This is a genomic window from Streptomyces sp. NPDC026589 (assembly GCF_040638385.1).
GTDB lineage: Bacteria > Actinomycetota > Actinomycetes > Streptomycetales > Streptomycetaceae > Streptomyces.
The window spans coordinates 26,325-42,980 of sequence record NZ_JBEZYG010000003.1 but is presented as its reverse complement, the minus strand read 5'-3'; the positions used below and the strand labels follow the sequence as shown (position 1 = coordinate 42,980).

The following is a 16,656-nucleotide window of genomic DNA, read 5'->3' as shown; positions in this document are numbered from 1 at the left end:
CCGCCTGGTCGGTGTCGGTTTACGGGGAGGGGAAGGGTGCTCGTGAGCTATACGCGGTGCTGATCTCAGGCGGCCGGTACGTCATCCACCGGCATATCGAGACGGAGACGGGCCAGGCGGACACTGTGCCGCCAGACACCGCGATCCTGGGCCGTGTCGACGCTGACCTCCGCCACCCGATCCGGAGCGACCAGCGTCGTGTCGAGGACGTCGCGGTTGCCCCACGCGGTCGAGAACCGAGCATCTTTCCACGGGTGCGTTCCCATGCTGGCGGCAGAGAGCTGGCCCACGAGCTGCTGGGCAGCCGTAGCGGAGACCTGAGTGGTCTTCCCGACGTAGCGCAACCGGCCCTCACCGTCGAAGCGCCCCAAAATCAGCGTGCGGGGCCGGGACAGGGTGCCGGTAATCGCGCCGACCACGGCCTCGGTCGTCTGTCTCGCTCTCACCTTCAGCCACCCTCTGGCGCCGGGTCGGTACGGCTGTAGGAGGCCCTTGCAGACCACGCCCTCGACCCCGGGCGTCCGCGTCCACGTCTCCAGCCACTCCTGGGCCACCGCCGGGTCCCTCGTCGACGGGCACAAGGTCCACGGCGGGGACAGCGCATGGCCTGCGAACAGCGCCTCTAGCCGACTGCGACGCTGCTCGTAGGGCTCTGCGAGGATCGGCTGCCCACCGAGCTGGAGGATGTCGAACGCCACGAAGTAGGCGGGGTGCGCTTTGGCGAGTGTCTGCACCGTCCGCGGAGTGGTGGACACGGCCCGTTGCTGGAGAACCCCGAAATCCATGGTCCCCGCACTGTTCAGAACCAGAAGCTCACCATCCAGTACCAGGCCCGGTGGGAGCTGAACCGCAGCCGCAGCCAGGTCGGGAAACCGCTCCTGGATCAGCGAACCCCGCCGGGTCTGGAGCAGGAAGAGACCGCCCGATCGGGCGGAGCTGAAGGCAATCGCCCGGTACCCGTCCCACTTGAGGTCCATGACTAGCCCACCGCGCAGCGCCCCGAGGCTTGGGATGGTGTCGCGGGCCTGGGCAAGCATGGGCTCCACCGGCGGGCGGAGGCGATCCGGGCTCATCCTTCGGGTCTACCGCCCCACTCCAGCGCGCGCCATTCGGCGGGGTGCCCTTCCCGGCGGGCGGAACATAGCGCGGGATCGCCGGTTAGCGAAACCGGCGATCCTCAGCACCATTGGTAGTCCACCGCCACGTCCTGCCCGCACGTCGAAAGGCGCCACCCCACGACCACAGAGCAGCCACTAAGGCAAGCCCGGCAACGGAGCCAGCAGACGATCACGCCGCCGCGTAACTCGCCCGGAACAGCTCCTGCGCCCGCTCTATGTCTTTCGGCGTACGCAGCTGCACCTCCAGGTTGCCCGTCCCGTGGTGACCAAGACCGGCCACGTCCCTGGTGAAGCCCGGCACGAGGTCGACGTCCCTCGGATTTACCTTGAGGTAGACCAGAAGCTTCCGCCTCTGCGGCCGACAGACGCACGCGAAGTTCCGCAGCCGCTGATAGGCAAGGTACGTCTTGCGCTCCACACGGTTCACACCGTCCCCGAGCCCGAGCAGGGCCTCGTCGACCGCGGCCGTCAACTCCGACATCGCCGTGCCCCCGGCGTCGGCCTCTGCGTGTGCACCTGCCGGGGGCCGTACGCGGTGAACCAACTGCGTGCCGCTGCTGACGGAGGCGACGGTCTCTAGCGCGAGCAGGTCGCTGCCGAAGAGTCGGTAGCGGACCAAATCGATCGAACGCCGGTGCTCATGGACGGCATGCACGTCGTAGCGGGTGTAGTCGCCAGCAACGCAGATCAGACGCGGGACGCTCCACAGGACCTGCGACGCGGCCGTCCCCCCGAGCCGGTCGCGGACCAAGCGCTCGAACTCGGCACGGTGATCCAGAAGCCACGACAGGTAGAACAAGCCCTGATGTATCACGCCGGCATCAGTGCCTCGCTTGTACTCGACGATGACCGGCGAGCCGTTCTCGTCCAGCCCGAGCGAGTCGATCCGGCCCCCGTGCACCCGCCCAGTGCCGTACTCGCTCGCCAGGAACGTGACACCCAGCAGCGTCTCCATATGCGCCTCGACAAGGCCCTGCACATCGGCCTCGACCTCAGCGAGTCGCGGCATGACCTCAGTCATGCCGCCATCCGTCGAATCTGTGCGGAACAGCTTCAGGCCCGACACCTTCCCCTCCTCGGTTCAGAGGGCATCAACACCGAAGCGCGCGGGATTGTTTCCGCGAGAGGCTTCGCGGGCGTGAGGAGAGTATGGGAGCCTTCAAAGAGTCCGATCCTGGAGCGCTCACTCCCCCGGTCGCCGAGTCTCCGTGCTTCCCCCATGTGTCCCCCGAATCGCCTGACGCGGCGTCATGGGTATGCAAAAGTGCAGGTCAGAAGCATAGGAGAATGTTTAGAACCGGTGTCTTCTAAGCGCTTGGCCGCAGGTTCGAGTCCTGCCGGGGGCGCACCACGTGCACCACAGAGAGGCCCTCCGACCCGGAGGGCCTTTTCGCTGGTCAGAGGCACATTATCGAGCACTGCGTAGCGGGAAGGTAAGCGCCGGACCGGCCCCGCGACCACCGAGGACGATGCTCCGCGCTCCCCCGTCGGGTTGACTGGCACTTCACCACACGGGTCCCCGACAGAGCCCCCGCGCGATTCGGAGGAAGCTCGACGCGCTCGCGCAGATGCTGGACGAGCACCTGGCGACCCACCCGAATCACACTGCCCAGACCCGGGCCCTGCACGCCTGCCTGCGGTGGCGCCACACCAACGCCCGCCACCGCGAACTCCTGGCCGCCGAACGCAAGGAACGCGCTCGCATGCGCGGCAGAAAAGCATCCGCCGGGGCGGACACCCTCTCGCGGCTACGGACTGAGCAACCCGGCGAACCTGCGTGGCCAGAGCAACGCGGGCCCACCCCCGCCATCCGCTTGACCTTGTGACACAATCATTGTGTCATCGACTCATGTTGTACGCCACTCCCTCCCTGAGCACAGACGACCTGCGCACCCTCGATGAGATTGAAGCTATGCGTCGTGCCCTGCGCCACATGCTCCGGGCCACGCCGCGCTGGACCCAGCAACTGCGCCGCAATCTCACCGCCCGCGCGATCGCCGGATCGAACACCATCGAGGGGTACGCGGCGACAGTCGACGACGTGGAAGCCCTCATGTCCGGTGAGGAACCGCTGGAGACCGGGGAGAAGACACGTGCCGAGCTGGAGGGCTACCAGCGCGGCATGACCTACATCCAGGCCCTCGCCGACGCCGGGGACGCCTTCCGGTACGACGCCGGCCTGCTCAACGGCCTGCACTTCATGCTCCAGGGCCACCACCTCGACAAGCGCCCCGGCCGCTGGCGCGACGGACCTGTCTACGTCACCAGCCCCGACGACCCCCTCGTCCCCGCCTACACCGCACCGGACCAGGCGGACGTTCCCCCTCTGATGACGGAGTTCATCGACTGGCTCAACGAGGGCGATCTCGACATCCCCGTCCACGTCCGTGCTTCCATGGCCCACCTCAACCTCGTGAAGATCCACCCGTGGAAAGACGGCAACGGACGCATGTCCCGCACCCTGTCCACTCTGGTGTTCTCCCGCGAGGCCCTTATGCCGCCCGAATTCTCCTCCATCGAGGAATGGCTCGGCCGGGGACAGAACACGTACGCCTACTACCAGATCCTGGAGGAGGTGGGCGGCCCGCGCTGGAGCCCTGAGCGGGACACCCGGCCCTGGATCCGTTTCTGCCTGACCGCCCACCACCGGCAGGCCCAGCAGGCCCAGCGTCGCTTCGACGTCATGTCGCGGGCCTGGACCCGTCTGGTCGAAGGCGTCGAGACCGCCGGTTTGGACGAGCGGGTGGTCTATGCGCTGCTGCCCGCCTTCTCGGACGCGAAGGTGCGCCGCACCGTCTACCAGCAGGACGCCGACCTCAGCGACCAGCAGGCCATCCGCGACATCCGGGAGCTCGTGGCCCGCGGCTGGCTCGTCCCCCACGGCAAGGCCCGCGCGCGCTACTACGCCCCAGGCCCTCTCATGGACCCGGTACGGGACGAGGTCCGCCAGTCCGTGGAGCCGTACACGGATCCGTACCGGCGGGAACGGTGACCGCGCGCACTCCTGGGGCGACCGAGTCGTACTACGCCGCCGCGTTTGTCCAGCGTCGGAGGCTTGCGCCGGCTCGATGCGAGCCTCCAGCGCCATGGTCCGGCCGACGATGCAGCGGGCGTAAGTGGCGCACAGCATGGCCACGCTGGTACCGGTCCACTCTGCTACCTGCGCTGGAGGGACGCCACTGTTCAACCAGCCGGTCAGGCAGGTGTGCCGCAGGTCGTAGACGAAAGGCCTCCGGTCATACCGGGCCGGCGGCGCCCCCGCCGCCGGGGCTGCGGGGCTTGACGAACAGCGTGGCCGCGAGCGCCAGGAGCAGCAGCCCGGCACACACGTAGCTGGACACCTCGATCGCGTCGGCCATCGCCTGGCGTGCGGCATCGGCGGCGGACGAGGTCCGCGGGTCCGCCGCGAGGCCCGGGATGGCCGAGCCGGCGCTGTCGGTCACGGCATCGCTCAGCTCCCGGGCCTGTTCGTCGGGAACGCCGGAGCCGGTCAGGCTGTCGCGCAGATTCGAGGTGATGGTGGTGAAGAACAAGGTCGTCAGCACGGCGATGCCGAGGGCAGCGCCGAGTTCGCGGGACGCGCTCTGGATGCCCGACCCCTGTCCGGCACTCTCGGCGGGCACGTCCACGAGCACGATGTTGGTGACCTGCGCGGTGGCGAAGCCGACCCCGATGCCGTAGACGAAGAGGGCGATCGCGATCAGCCACCACGCGCTGTCGGTGGCCGCGATCAGGCCCAGCACGGCCAGGCCCGCCGCTTCGAGGATCAGGCCGAGGCGCACCAGGGTGAGCGGTGTGCTGGACATCGAGAAGCTCGCGCCGCTGGCGCAGAAGCTGCCCGCCGCGAGGGCGACGAGGGCCAGGCCTGCCTGGAACGCGCCGTAGTCGAGGGCGAACTGCAGCCAGAGCGGCAGCACCGCGATGATGCCGAACTCACCGAGTCCGACGACCAGCGTGACGACGTTGCCGTTGCGGAAGGAGGCGATGGAGAACAGCCGCACGTCCATCAGCGGCTCCTCGTCGCGCCGGCTGAGGGCCGCCTGACGCCGCCAGAAGACCACCATGACGAGGGCGGAGACGACGAACGCGACGAACACCGGGGAAGGGCCACCGCTCCAGGAGATGCCGCCGACGTCCAGCGGTTCGACGGTCGTGAGCCAGCCGTACGTACGGCCCTCGATCAGCCCGAACGCGAGGAAGCCGAGCCCGATCGCCGACAGGACGCCGCCGAGGACGTCGATGCTGCCGCGCGTACGGGGGGAGGCGGGCAGGTAGTAGAGGGCGCCGGCGATGATCACCGCCACGAGCGGGATGTTGATGCCGAAGGCCCAGCGCCAGGAGAAGTCCGCGAGCCAGCCTCCCAGCAGCGGACCGACGGCCGCCGCGGCGCCGATGGTCGAGCCCCAGACGGCGAACGCCTGCCCTCGGGCCTTGCCGGTGAATGTGGCGTTCACCAGGGCCAGCGAGGTCGGCAGGATCATGGCCCCGCCGATGCCTTGCAGGAAGCGGGCGAGGATCAACAGGCCGCCGTTGGGAGCGACCGCCGCCACCAGGCTGGTGAGCCCGAAGACGACGAGGCCGACGAGGAAGATCTTGCGGGCTCCGTGCAGGTCGGACAGGCGCCCGGAGATCAGGAGCAGGGCCGCGAAGATGATCGCGTAGGACTCCTGGACCCACTGGGCCTCGACCGAGGTGACCTCCAGGTCCTCGATGATCGGGGCGAGGATCACATTGACGATGGTGATGTCGACAACGATCAGAGCCACGCCCAAGGACACGGCGACGAGGCCGAGCCATTGACGCATGGACGGGGTTTGTTCTGCGGCGCTCAAAATTCCTCCACCCTGGTGTATCTTTACGGTGAAGGCAATTCTCGGCGCTGCGACTGTCAACCTCGAGTAGCGGAGTGGTGGGGTGGGGGGTGGGTGGGGCGGGGGTGACCGGCGGCGGTCCGGGCCTGGTCCCGCACCACGAGGGCGGCTCCCCGGGGCGGGGCAGGGCACGTTCGAGGCGTGCGACTCCCTCCTGCCCGACGAGCGTTACGCCCGGCAGGCGCGGGAACGCGCCGCCGCGCTCAGCTCGTCGGCGAGCTCAACGCGCCGCCGAGCTCAACTCGTCGCCGACGCCCAACGACGTGGTCGCCGGCCTGGAGGGGCTGGTGCGGTCATGAGCCCGGACCGCCCGGTCGAAGTCCCCCGGGGAACCGCCCGCGTGTGCTGACGTTTTCGATGCGCTCACTCCGTAGTCCCGTTCCCTGTGTGGGAACCCTTCGGGCGGCGTTCGTCGTACTCGTCGGCGAGCAGGGAGTCCATGGTGGCGCGGAGCCGGGCGATGAAGTCCTCGAACTGCTGGAGCTGTGCGGGGCTGTACTGGGCCATGGTCATGGCCATGCGCTGAGCGTAAGGGCCGAAGAACTCCTCGGCCCGCGGCCTGACGTCGGGGCTGCTGCGCAGCGTCACGATGCGGCGGTCGGTGTGCTCGCGGGTCCGCACGATGTGCCCGGCTGTCTCCAGGCGGTTCAGCAGGGTCGCGGTGGCACCGGACGAGAGGGAGATCCGCTCGCTCAGCCGGGCCGGCGACAACGGTGCGCCCTGGTCCTCCGCATAGAGGATCTCGGTCAGGGCCGCGGCGTCCGTGGAGTGCAACCCGAGCCAGGTCGCGAAACGCTGCGTGAACTCGGTGTAGTTCGCGCCGAACGCCCGGAGTCCGTCCATGAGGCGATCGCGCTGGGCCTCAAGTGCACCGGAGTCCGCTTCCTCCATCGACATGCTCCAACTTCCCGATCTTCCTGGGTGACACGCTCCGTCACCGGTTGGACGACGTACAACTACCCAAAGGGAAAATACCTTCATGCTGAAGGTACGCCAGGGGGGACAGCGGTCCGATCTCCAGGTACCGGACGCGCTTCCCGAGGATGGGAAAGATGCCCGAGGATGGAAAAGAGGCGAAGGCGCTCCCCCTCACACGTCCCGGCGCCGGAGCAGCACCAGCGCCCCGAGAGTGAGCGCCGCCGTGCAGGCGGCGACCAGGAGCAGGGAGGGCCAGGGGCCCAGGCTGCCCACCGTGTCGGCGGCGGCGTCCGAGGTCTGGGTGAGCTTCTCCAGGGCGGCCGTCGGGGAGAGTCCGGCGACCCAGCGTTCGGCGTCGCCGAAGAGGGGGCCGAACAGGGACGGCAGGAGCAGCAGGCCGATCACCGTGGTGACCGCACCGGCGGAGTGGCGTACGAGGGTGCCGACGGCGAGGCCGAGGACGGCGGCCACCGCGAAGGACGCGGCGATGCCGAACAGGGCGGGCAACGGCTCGCCCTGGGCGTACCGGCCCTCCGGCAGCATGGCGTCCCCGACGAGGTAGGCGGCCGTGCAGGAGGCCAGGGCGAGGAGGTACATCACGCCCGCCACCAGCGTCGCCTTGGCGGCGAGGACCGTGCCCCGGCGGGGGCAGGCGGCGAACGTCGTGCGGATGGTGCCGCTGCTGTACTCCCCCGAGGCTACGAGCGCCCCGACGACCGCGGCCAGCATCTGGGCGACGACGGTGAGCGTGAGGCTGCCGCCGAGGACGGTGTCGTCGGATTGCAGGCTGCCGGTGGCGGCGATGAACACCGCACCGATGACGGGCAGTACGGCGGTGGCCGCGGTCGTCCACACCGTGGAGCGCACGCTGCGGAACTTGATCCATTCGTAGGCGAGGGCTTCCCGGAAGCCGGTACGGCTCCGGTCCCGGTCCCGGCTCCGGCGGGTGCCGGACAGCGCGGGCGCGGGCGCGGTCGTGGTCGTGGTCGTGGTCGTGGTCATCGGGCTGTCTCCTTCCGGGGTGTCGACGAGCGCCTGTCCTCGGCCCGGTATTCCACCGAGGACCGCGAGAGCGTCGTGTAGGCCTCCTCCAAGGAGGAGGTGGCGGGGGTGAGTTCGTGGACGGCGACCCCGTGGTCCCGGGCCAGGTCGCCGATGGCCGGGGCGTCGGGGCCGTCGACCCGCCAGCCGCCCCGGGCGTCCAGCCGCACGCGCGCCCCGGCCGCTTCCAGCACAGTGCGCAGCCGTTCCGGTTCCGGGGACCTGACGAGGGTGTGCGCGCGGGAGTTGGTCCCGATGAAGTCGCGCATGGTCGTGTCCGCGATGAGCCGGCCCTGTCCGATCACGATGAGGTGGTCGGCCGTCAGTTCCATCTCGCTCATGAGGTGGCTGGAGAGGAAGACCGTGCGGCCCTCCGCCGCCAGGGACTTCATGAGTTCGCGGATCCAGCGGATGCCCTCGGTGTCCAGGCCGTTGACCGGCTCGTCGAGGATCAGGACCTCCGGGTCTCCGATCAGTGCCGCAGCGATGCCCAGCCGCTGGCCCATGCCGAGCGAGAAGCCCTTGGTGCGCCTGCGGGCCGTCTCCGCGGGGAGGCCGACCAGGTCGAGCACCTCCTCCACGCGGCGGCGCGGGATGCCGTTGCTCGCGGCGAGTCCGGCCAGATGGTGATAGGCGGACCGGCCGCCGTGGACGCCCTTGGCGTCGAGCAGGGAGCCGACCGCCCGTAGCGGTACGGGCAGGTCCGCGTAGGCCTTGCCGCCCACGGTGACGCGCCCCGCGCTCGCGGAGTCGAGGCCCAGGATCAGGCGCATGGTGGTCGATTTGCCGGCGCCGTTCGGGCCGAGGAAGCCGGTCACCCGGCCCGGCCGGACCGTGAACGACAGCCGGTCGACGGCGGTTCGCCCGCCGTAGCGTTTGGTGAGTTCCGTTGCCTGGATCATGCGGCCGACGCTACGAGCGGGGGGCCGATGCCGAATCCTCCGCAGGAAGTCGCTGCCTGCTCCCGTCGGAGTAGGGCACCTCCGGTGCCGCCCCGCGCGTTCGCGGAGGGGGTCAGCCGGCGCCCGGGCAGGCCGACGGGGAGGCCGGGCCGACGGGAGGGCCGAGGAGTGCGGCGGTGCACTCCTCCGCGAGGCCCTCGGCATGGGCGGGAAGGGGCAGGCCGGCCCTGAGGTGGCGGCGGACCACCGAGAGCGGCAGGTCGACCACGGCGAGGGTGACACGTTCCCGGGCCCGGGCCCCTTCCGCGCCAAGGCCCCTGGCGAGGGAGTCGAGGGTCGCGCGTACCCGTCGGTTGCCGCGGTCCGCGCGGTGGACGTGCTCCTCGGACCAGTCGGCGCGCCCGAAATCCTCGGCGCCGTAGAGGAGGAGGGCGGCTTCCTCCGGGTGGGCGCGGCTCCAGGCGATGACGTGGCGTGCCGCCGCGCGTCCGGCGCTCCACGCGTCGCCCTCGGCGCCGATCGCCGTGAAGTAGCCCTCCTGGAAGCGCTCGACCGTGCGCAGCCACACCTGGGCGAGCAGGGCGGTCCGTCCCGGGAAGCGGTGGTACACGGAACCGCTCGGGGCTCCGACCCCTTGGGCTACGGCGGACATGGTCACCCCGGCCGGGCCCGAGGCGGCGGCCAGTCGCACGGCGGCGTCGAGAAACTGGTCGGTGTCGAACCGGGGTGGTCTGGCCATGAATCAGAGAGTACTCTCCACAATATTAGAGAGGCTTCTCTACTAGGGCTTCGGGGAGGGACGTATGGGCGTCTACAACGTGCACGAGCGCCTGCTGGTCGCGAGGAGCGGCGAGGTGGGGGCCCTGCTGGACACTCTGTCGAGCGGCGGGGACGGGGACGCTCTGTGGCCCCACCGGAGCTGGCCGCCGATGAGGCTCGACCGCCCGCTGGCGCCCGGCGCGGCGGGCGGCCACGGGCCCGTCCGGTACACCGTCACCACGTACGTCCCCTCCGCCTGGGTGCGCTTCGCCTTCAGCGGGCCGCGCGGATTCCACGGGTTCCACGAGTACGTCGTCCTGCCCGTCGACGAGGAGCGCACGGTCCTGCGTCACACCCTCGCCATGAACACCGGTGGCCCGGCCCGGCTCACCTGGCCACTCGTCTGGCGCCCGCTCCACGACGCCTTGCTGGAGGACAGCCTGGACCGCGCCGAACGGGCGTGCACGGGCGCGGTGGCGCACCCGGCGCGCCGAGGAGCGTACACACGCCTTCTGCGCCGACTTCTGCGCCGGCCGCCGGGCGTGACCGGCAAACCCTAGGGGATCGTCTGGTCGGACACCCCTAGAGTTCTCCCGCCCTGACCAGGCCCGTCTCGTAGGCGAGGACCACCAGCTGGGCCCGGTCGCGGGCGCCGAGCTTCGTCATGGTCCGGCTGACGTGGGTCTTCGCGGTCAGCGGGCTCATGATCAGCGCCCTGCCGATCTCCTCGTTGGACAGCCCGGCGGCGACGAGCGCCATCACCTCACGCTCCCGGCCGGTGAGCACGGCGAGCCGTTCGGCGCCCACGGCCTCGGGGGCCTTCAGCCGGGCGAACTCCTCGATCACCTGACGGGTCACGGCGGGGGCGAGCAGACTGCGGCCCGCCGCGACCGTGCGGATCGCGGCGCGCAGGTCGTCCGGCTCGATGTCCTTCAGCAGAAAGCCCGCCGCGCCGTGCCGGAGGGCTTCAAAGACGTACGCGTCGACCTGGTACGTGGTGAGCATGACGACACGGACCCGGTCGAGGGAGCGGTCCTGGGCGATCCGGCGGGTGGCCTCCAGGCCGTCGACGCCGGGCATCCGGATGTCCATCAGCACGACGTCCGGGCGGGTCGTCCGGACCGCCTCGACGGCCCGGGCCCCGTCGGCGGCCTCCGCGACCACGACCAGGTCGTCGGTGAGGTCGAGCAGGGCGCGGAACCCGGCCCGTACGACGGTCTGGTCGTCGGCGAGGACCACGCGGACGATCCCCGGCGGCCCCGCCGCGCTCTCCACCCGTTCGCTCACGCGGCCGCTCCCCGGGTTCCGTACGGCGCCACGTTCATGAGGCCGTTCCCTCCGTCGGCAGTTCGGCGCGGACGCGGAATCCGCCGCCCGGCACCGGACCGTACGCGACGTCGCCGCCCACCGCGACCGCTCGCTCCCGCATGCCGATCAGGCCGAAGCCCCGGTCGGCGGGCGGGCCGGCGGGCGGCGGCTTCGGGGGGCCGTCGTCCACGACCTCGACGGTCAGCCGGGTGGCGTCGCGGGTCACCGACACCGCGGCGTGGAGCGCCGCGGAGTGCTTCACCACGTTGGTCAGCGCCTCCTGCACGATCCGGTACGCCGTGGCCTCGACGACCGCGGGCAGGGCGGCGCCCCCCGTCTCCCGCCGCAGGCTGACCCGCACGCCGCCCGCCTCGACCCCCGCGACCAGTTCGTCCAGCTGGTCGAGGCGGGGCGCCGGCGCCGTGGACTCCGTCGCGCGCAGGACGGACAGCGTGGCGCGCAGTTCCCGGACGGCTTCCTTGCCGGAGGCGCGCACCTGGGTCATCGCCTGCCGCGACACCTCCGGCGCGGCGTCCAGCGCGTCGAGGGCGACCCCGGCCTGCACGGTCATCGCGCTCACCGTGTGCGCGAGGATGTCGTGGATCTCCCGGGCGACCCGTGCCCGCTCCTGGCGGACCCGGCGGCCGGCCTCCCGCTCGCGGTCCTCCTCGGCCCTCGCGGCGCGCGCCGCGTACTCCGCCAGCAGTTCCCGCCGGGTGCGCACCACCTCGCCCAGGAGGAGCGGGACGAGCGGCCAGACCATCTCCAGGACGGGCAGCCCCTGCGGGTTGACCACGTCCCGGCCGACCTTCAGCGCCACCGCGCCCGAGACCGTCGCGGCGATCACCCCGGTCCACAGGGTGCGCCGCCGGTCGCCCAGCACCGCCACCGTGTAGAGCGCCACGATCACCGGGAGGTTCAGCAGTTCGCCGATGTGCCCGTGCAGCGCCCACCCGGCACAGGCCGCCCCGGTCACACAGACCACCGGAACGGGCCAACGGCGGCGGCAGGCGAGCGCCGCCAGCGAGACCACGAGGAGGACCCAGGTCAGCGCGTCGGCCTGCCGGTAGCCGGGCTCGTTGACGGCCGCGTCGGCGGTGGTCAGCGCTCCCACCACCGCCACCACCAGCAGATCCGCGACGATCGGCGGCAGAGCCCGCGCACGGGCGGCCAGGCGGTCGAAGGTCATCACCCCCTCACGGTAGGAGGCGGGAGGCCGGGCCGCATACGACAGCGGGAGTACAGCGGGGCGGGGCCGGTGGCGAGCGGCTCGGCACCGGTGCGGGCACCGGTGCGGGCGTCTCGACGCTGTGCGCATCGTGCAGGAGTTCGGACATACCCGGGCGGGAGTTCGGGCACGGCGCAACCTTCCGTCCGGCGGGACGTTCGGCGGGGCGTGGAAGCGGGCAAATCGATCAGGTGGGCCCGAAGGCGGAATCCCCGCCGCAGGGCGCTCCCGACCGTCCCGTCACCCGGCGAGCGTGCGCGGCTCCGCGCCGCCGCCCGCCCGCCGGTCCCGCCGACCCCACACCGAAGAACCCGCGTGAACTACGCACCATCAGGGAAAGGAGCGCCGCGATGGCGACGCCGCTGTCTGCATCCAGGCTGCTCAAAGCTCTCCGCGACGAAGGTCTCCACGTCGTCGAACACCGGAGCTGGCGTACCAACAACCGGAACCACAAGGGGCCCTGGGGCCCGACGCACGGCGTGATGATCCATCACACCGTCACCTCAGGCACCGCCTCCTCGGTCGAACTCTGCTACAACGGCCACTCCGCCCTGCCCGGCCCGCTCTGCCACGGGGTCATCGCCAAGGACGGGTCCGTCCACCTCGTGGGGAACGGCCGGGCCAACCACGCCGGGCTCGGCGACGACGACGTCCTGCGCGCCGTCGTCGCGGAGAAGGCACTGCCCCCGGACAACGAGGCCAACACCGACGGCAACCGGCATTTCTACGGCTTCGAATGCGTCAACCTCGGTGACGGCAAGGATCCTTGGCCGGCGGCCCAGCTGCTGGCCATCGAGCGGGCAGCCGCCGCCGTCTGCCGGGCGCACGGCTGGTCGCAGCGGTCGGTGATCGGGCACCTGGAGTGGCAGCCGGGCAAGGTCGATCCGCGCGGGTTCACCATGAACTCGATGCGCTCGCGGATCGCCAAGCGGCTGGGCGGTTCCCCGGACGGGCCCTCCGATCCGCCGCCGAAGCCGACGTACGAACCGTTTCCCGGGGCCGCGTTCTTCAAGGTCGGCCGCAACAGCGCGGTCGTCACGGCGATGGGCAAGCGTCTGGTGTCCGAGGGCTGCGGCCGGTACACGGTGGGTCCCGGCCCGGCCTGGTCCGAGGCCGACCGGAAGTCGTACGCCGCCTGGCAGCGCAAGCTGGGCTACACGGGCGGCGACGCGGACGGCATTCCCGGCAAGAGCAGTTGGGACCGGCTCAAGGTGCCCAACGTGTGACCGCCGCGCGTCCGGCTCCTCCCCCTCGCCGCCTGAGGCGAAGGAGCCGGACGATGCGGATGAGGGGGTGAGGGGAATGAGAGCGAGGAAGGGGATGATCAGGGCAGGTGGTCAGGGTTTCCTCGCTGCGCCGATGGGGCCCTGGTGATCCGCCGATGGATGGCCGACGAGATCCGAGGGACGGTGCGATGACGGCCGAGGTGCGAACGGTGGCGGCCGAGGAGCTGAACCGGTACGCCGACGGGATCCGCGACGTGTACGCGCGGGCGTTCGCGGCCCCGCCCTGGAACGAGGATCCGGCGCAGGCCGACAGCTATACGGCGCGGCTCGCACGGGATGCGCTCCGGCCCGGTTTCACGGCGGCGGTGGCGACGGCCGGGGGGACGGTAGCGGGTTTCGCCACGGCCTGGATCACCCCGGAGGTCTTTCCGGCCGACCGCAGCTACGGACAGGTCGCCGAGGCGCTCGGGCCCGGGCGGACGCGAGCGTGGCTCTGCGGTGCGCTGGAGGTGAACGAGCTGGCGGTGGCGCCGGAGGCGCACGGTGCGGGGCTCGGCGCGGCGCTGCTGCACGCGGTGACCGGCCCCGCCCCGGACGGCCGTTGCTGGCTGCTGACCTCCGTGCGGGCCGAGGCGGCGCTGCGCCTGTACGAGCGGGCCGGCTGGCAGCGGGCCGACGCGCCCGTGCCCGGCGCGGCCGCTCTCGTGGTGCTGCTCGGCCCCCGCCACCCGCAGCGGGCGGCGGCGGAGGCGGGAGACGGGTAACCCCCCAAGTACGAGAGGCCCTGGCCCTACAGCGCGACGGCCAGCAGGACGCACGCCACCAGCGCGAACGCGGTGCGCACCTGGTGGAGCGTGTTCCAGCGGGATTCGAAGGCCGCGCGGGCCGCACGGTCGTCGCCGCCCTCGGAGGCGGCGAGGGCGTTGTTGAGCGGGATGTTCCCGACCACGGTCACCAGGTGACCGGCGACCACCCAGATCAGCGCCCCCAGGATGGCGGGCCCCGCCGCCTCGCCGTGCTCACCCAGGCCGGTGAAGAACGCGGCGGCGGGCAGCGCGACGACGCCGAGGAACAGGACCAGGAAGACCGGGCCCGGGACCTTCTCGTTGAAGCGGCGCATGGCCGCCGTGAACTGCTCGTCCGTCAGGTCGGCGAGGCCGGGCATGATCGCGATCAGGAAGGTCAGCATGAAGCCCGCGTAGAGGCCGTTGACGATCGTGGCGAGCACGAGGAAGAGGGAGGTCATGGCGGACATCATGACCCGGAACGGCGTTTCATCGAACCCACTTTCGCATGAGCGTGCGACGAGCTTCGGCCCTGGTGGCCCCGCGGCCCCGGGCCGGGCTGACCGAGCAGGCCGCCCAGGCCGAGCTAGCCGAGCTAGCCGAGCAGGCCGAGCAGGCCGCCCAGCACACACGTCCCGCTCGGCCCTGCCGCCCTCCTCCTCCGCCCCTCCCGTCCCCCTCCCGTCCCCCTCCCGTCCCCCTCCCCCCGCTCGGCCCCTCGGGCCTCCGGCCGCTTCGCCTCAGCCGATCTCGCCCTCGCCCGGTTCCGGCTCGTCGTCCGTTCCGGATCCCCGCTCGATCCGGTCCGCCTGCCCGATGGCCTTGGCCAGCTTCGTGACGGAGCTGTCCTCGGTCGTCTCCGCCAACCCGTCTGCCCGTGACGCGAGTTCGTCGAGACCGGGTGCGCCGGGCAGGTCGCCACCCCGCAGGTGATCGGCGAAGTAGACGGCCACCGCCGCTACTTGGAGCCGTTCACCCGCACCGCCCCACAGTGATCCGTCGATCGCCCCGGTCGTCGCGGTCCCGGTCTCCTCCTGGGCCTCGCGGGTCTTGGGGTCGAGCCAGCGCACGGTGGCCTTGGCCACGGTGCCGGACGCGCCCTCGCGCAGCCGTACGGCGTACAGAGCGGTCACCGTGTGGCCGGGGCCCACCTCGCCGCCGTCGACACTGTCGTCGCGGAAGTCCTCGTCGGCGACCTTGCGGTTCTCGTAGCCGATCAGCCGGAAACTCTTCACGGCCTTCCGGTCGAACGCCACCTGGGCCTTGGCGTCGCGGGCCCGGATCTCCAGGTGGGCGGGCAGCTGGTCGACGAAGACCTTGCGGGCCTGCGCCTCGTCACCGACGTACGTGGTGTTCCCGTCGCCCTTGTTGGTGAGCTGCTCCATGAACGCGTCGCCGTAGTCGCTGCCGACGCCGACGCCGAAGAGGGTGATGCCGTACTCCCGGCGGGTGGAGTCGATCTTCTCCAGGATCCCGTCGGCCTCCGTGTCGCCGGTGTTGGCCAGTGCGTCGGAGAGGAGCACGACCCGGTTGGTGGCGCCCTTGCGGTGGCCCTCGACCGACTCCTCGTAGCCGCGGGTGATACCCGCCTCGACGTTGGTGGACTGGTCCGGCCGCATCTCCCCCACCACGTCCTTGATCCGGTTCCGGTTGCCCTTGATCCGGGTCATCGGCAGCCGGGTCTCGGCCTCGTCGCTGAAGGTGACCAGGGAGATGGAGTCGTCGTCGCGCAGTTCGTCGGCGAGGATGGTCAGCGACTTCCTGACCAGGTCCAGGCGGCCGGTCTCGGCCATGGACCCCGAGATGTCGACGACGAACGTGAGGGCCGCGGGCGGCCGTTCGGCGGTCGACGGGGCGGCCTCGGTGGCCAGGCCGACGCGGAGCAGCGACCAGTCGGAGGCTCCGGTTCCACCGCCCCCGCCCTTCCCGGAACCGATGCGCGCCCCGTCGACGTTCACCGAGAAGCCGGGGCCCTTCGGCCGTTCGTAACCCTGGCGGAAGCTGTTGACGAACTCCTCGGGGCGTACCTCCTCGGGAGAAGGCAGCCTGCCGTCGCCGAGGGTGCGGCGCGCGTAGCCGTAGCTGGCGGTGTCCACGTCCAGGGCGAAGGTGGAGAGGTAGTCGGGCGCCGGGACGTCCAGCCTGGCCACGTCCCCGGACTCGCCCGTCGGTGCGGCCGACCGCCCCTTCTCGGGCGCCGCCCCGTCAGGCGCCGCCCCGTCGGGCGCGGGCTGCCCGCCGCCGGTCGATCCCTGACCCTTGCGGGTATCCGAACTCACGGCGCGCCTGTCGCCCGAGGAGTTGTCGCCGCTGCCGCACGCGGTGAGGACCATGGCGCCCGCCAGAAGGAGCGCCATGGCTCCCGCCCGGCCCCCCGCCCGGACACCTGCCCAGCCTTCCGTCCTGCCTTCCGTCCCGCCGCCTTCCGCCCGCTTCTCGTGTCGCCGGCCTGCCTGCTGCATGTGTAACCCCCCACGTCGTCACGATGTCCTCGACATCT

The 16,656-nt window shown here is 71.3% G+C and carries 15 protein-coding genes; 4 read left to right on the top strand and 11 right to left on the bottom strand.

Features of this window, described 5'->3' with window-relative positions:
- Positions 1 to 65: 65 nt before the first annotated feature.
- Both AB0F29_RS06065 and AB0F29_RS06060 read right to left on the bottom strand, forming a co-directional pair.
- Positions 66 to 1,037 carry an ATP-dependent DNA ligase gene (locus tag AB0F29_RS06065; protein ID WP_361867876.1) on the bottom strand — a complete coding sequence of 324 codons (972 nt, stop codon included), beginning with the start codon at positions 1,035 to 1,037 and terminating at the stop codon, positions 66 to 68.
- Between the two features lie 250 nt (positions 1,038 to 1,287).
- Positions 1,288 to 2,184 (bottom strand): DUF5655 domain-containing protein, encoded by an 897-nt coding sequence (locus AB0F29_RS06060; RefSeq protein ID WP_361867873.1) that lies wholly within the window; start codon positions 2,182 to 2,184, stop codon positions 1,288 to 1,290.
- A gap of 783 nt (positions 2,185 to 2,967) precedes the next feature.
- Between AB0F29_RS06060 and AB0F29_RS06055 the strand changes: the two genes are divergently transcribed.
- Entirely contained in the window at positions 2,968 to 4,110 is a 1,143-nt protein-coding gene (locus AB0F29_RS06055; protein WP_361867870.1) for a Fic family protein, read from the top strand.
- A 244-nt stretch (positions 4,111 to 4,354) separates the two neighbouring features.
- On the opposite strand, the gene AB0F29_RS06050 is transcribed toward AB0F29_RS06055, so the two are convergent.
- The 5 genes from AB0F29_RS06050 to AB0F29_RS06030 all read right to left on the bottom strand — a co-directional run bounded on the left by AB0F29_RS06050 (position 4,355) and on the right by AB0F29_RS06030 (position 9,589).
- Complete coding sequence (locus AB0F29_RS06050) at positions 4,355 to 5,923, bottom strand: DHA2 family efflux MFS transporter permease subunit (RefSeq protein ID WP_361867867.1); 1,569 nt, start codon at positions 5,921 to 5,923, stop codon at positions 4,355 to 4,357.
- A 429-nt stretch (positions 5,924 to 6,352) separates the two neighbouring features.
- Entirely contained in the window at positions 6,353 to 6,886 is a 534-nt protein-coding gene (locus AB0F29_RS06045) for a MarR family transcriptional regulator (RefSeq protein ID WP_361867864.1), read from the bottom strand.
- 192 nt (positions 6,887 to 7,078) lie between these two features.
- The gene (locus AB0F29_RS06040) at positions 7,079 to 7,909 is read right to left on the bottom strand and encodes an ABC transporter permease subunit (protein ID WP_361867861.1); all 831 of its coding nucleotides are present in this window, start codon (positions 7,907 to 7,909) and stop codon (positions 7,079 to 7,081) included.
- Positions 7,906 to 8,850 (bottom strand): ABC transporter ATP-binding protein, encoded by a 945-nt coding sequence (locus AB0F29_RS06035; protein WP_361867858.1) that lies wholly within the window; start codon positions 8,848 to 8,850, stop codon positions 7,906 to 7,908. The genes AB0F29_RS06040 and AB0F29_RS06035 overlap by 4 nt, the downstream gene beginning before the upstream one ends.
- 112 nt (positions 8,851 to 8,962) lie before the next feature.
- Entirely contained in the window at positions 8,963 to 9,589 is a 627-nt protein-coding gene (locus tag AB0F29_RS06030; protein WP_361867855.1) for a TetR/AcrR family transcriptional regulator, read from the bottom strand.
- A gap of 64 nt (positions 9,590 to 9,653) precedes the next feature.
- Here AB0F29_RS06030 and AB0F29_RS06025 point away from each other — a divergent pair, with 64 nt between their 5' ends.
- Positions 9,654 to 10,169 carry an SRPBCC family protein gene (locus tag AB0F29_RS06025; protein WP_361867853.1) on the top strand — a complete coding sequence of 172 codons (516 nt, stop codon included), beginning with the start codon at positions 9,654 to 9,656 and terminating at the stop codon, positions 10,167 to 10,169.
- Positions 10,170 to 10,191: 22 nt separating this feature from the next.
- Here AB0F29_RS06025 and AB0F29_RS06020 read toward each other — a convergent pair whose 3' ends face one another.
- Together AB0F29_RS06020 and AB0F29_RS06015 are read right to left on the bottom strand one after the other, a co-directional pair.
- The gene (locus AB0F29_RS06020) at positions 10,192 to 10,857 is read right to left on the bottom strand and encodes a response regulator transcription factor (protein ID WP_361868683.1); all 666 of its coding nucleotides are present in this window, start codon (positions 10,855 to 10,857) and stop codon (positions 10,192 to 10,194) included.
- A 73-nt stretch (positions 10,858 to 10,930) separates the two neighbouring features.
- Complete coding sequence (locus AB0F29_RS06015) at positions 10,931 to 12,106, bottom strand: histidine kinase (protein WP_361867851.1); 1,176 nt, start codon at positions 12,104 to 12,106, stop codon at positions 10,931 to 10,933.
- A 389-nt stretch (positions 12,107 to 12,495) separates the two neighbouring features.
- Here AB0F29_RS06015 and AB0F29_RS06010 point away from each other — a divergent pair, with 389 nt between their 5' ends.
- Both AB0F29_RS06010 and AB0F29_RS06005 read left to right on the top strand, forming a co-directional pair.
- Positions 12,496 to 13,371 carry a peptidoglycan-binding protein gene (locus AB0F29_RS06010; RefSeq protein WP_361867849.1) on the top strand — a complete coding sequence of 292 codons (876 nt, stop codon included), beginning with the start codon at positions 12,496 to 12,498 and terminating at the stop codon, positions 13,369 to 13,371.
- Positions 13,372 to 13,559: 188 nt separating this feature from the next.
- Complete coding sequence (locus tag AB0F29_RS06005; RefSeq protein WP_361867847.1) at positions 13,560 to 14,135, top strand: GNAT family N-acetyltransferase; 576 nt, start codon at positions 13,560 to 13,562, stop codon at positions 14,133 to 14,135.
- Between the two features lie 26 nt (positions 14,136 to 14,161).
- On the opposite strand, the gene AB0F29_RS06000 is transcribed toward AB0F29_RS06005, so the two are convergent.
- Together AB0F29_RS06000 and AB0F29_RS05995 are read right to left on the bottom strand one after the other, a co-directional pair.
- Positions 14,162 to 14,629 carry an anthrone oxygenase family protein gene (locus tag AB0F29_RS06000; RefSeq protein WP_361867844.1) on the bottom strand — a complete coding sequence of 156 codons (468 nt, stop codon included), beginning with the start codon at positions 14,627 to 14,629 and terminating at the stop codon, positions 14,162 to 14,164.
- 267 nt (positions 14,630 to 14,896) lie between these two features.
- Positions 14,897 to 16,513 (bottom strand): von Willebrand factor type A domain-containing protein, encoded by a 1,617-nt coding sequence (locus tag AB0F29_RS05995; RefSeq protein WP_361867842.1) that lies wholly within the window; start codon positions 16,511 to 16,513, stop codon positions 14,897 to 14,899.
- Positions 16,514 to 16,656: the final 143 nt, after the last annotated feature.

Coding starts and splice junctions, on each gene's coding strand:
- AB0F29_RS06035 (WP_361867858.1), bottom strand. CDS start 8,850: ATGATCCAGGCAACGGAACTCACCAAACGCTACGGCGGGCGAACCGCC.
- AB0F29_RS06050 (WP_361867867.1), bottom strand. CDS start 5,923: ATGCGTCAATGGCTCGGCCTCGTCGCCGTGTCCTTGGGCGTGGCTCTG.
- AB0F29_RS06055 (WP_361867870.1), top strand. CDS start 2,968: ATGTTGTACGCCACTCCCTCCCTGAGCACAGACGACCTGCGCACCCTC.
- AB0F29_RS06015 (WP_361867851.1), bottom strand. CDS start 12,106: ATGACCTTCGACCGCCTGGCCGCCCGTGCGCGGGCTCTGCCGCCGATC.
- AB0F29_RS05995 (WP_361867842.1), bottom strand. CDS start 16,513: ATGGCGCTCCTTCTGGCGGGCGCCATGGTCCTCACCGCGTGCGGCAGC.
- AB0F29_RS06000 (WP_361867844.1), bottom strand. CDS start 14,629: ATGATGTCCGCCATGACCTCCCTCTTCCTCGTGCTCGCCACGATCGTC.
- AB0F29_RS06040 (WP_361867861.1), bottom strand. CDS start 7,909: ATGACCACGACCACGACCACGACCACGACCGCGCCCGCGCCCGCGCTG.
- AB0F29_RS06010 (WP_361867849.1), top strand. CDS start 12,496: ATGGCGACGCCGCTGTCTGCATCCAGGCTGCTCAAAGCTCTCCGCGAC.
- AB0F29_RS06030 (WP_361867855.1), bottom strand. CDS start 9,589: ATGGCCAGACCACCCCGGTTCGACACCGACCAGTTTCTCGACGCCGCC.
- AB0F29_RS06025 (WP_361867853.1), top strand. CDS start 9,654: ATGGGCGTCTACAACGTGCACGAGCGCCTGCTGGTCGCGAGGAGCGGC.
- AB0F29_RS06045 (WP_361867864.1), bottom strand. CDS start 6,886: ATGTCGATGGAGGAAGCGGACTCCGGTGCACTTGAGGCCCAGCGCGAT.
- AB0F29_RS06065 (WP_361867876.1), bottom strand. CDS start 1,037: ATGCTTGCCCAGGCCCGCGACACCATCCCAAGCCTCGGGGCGCTGCGC.
- AB0F29_RS06005 (WP_361867847.1), top strand. CDS start 13,560: ATGACGGCCGAGGTGCGAACGGTGGCGGCCGAGGAGCTGAACCGGTAC.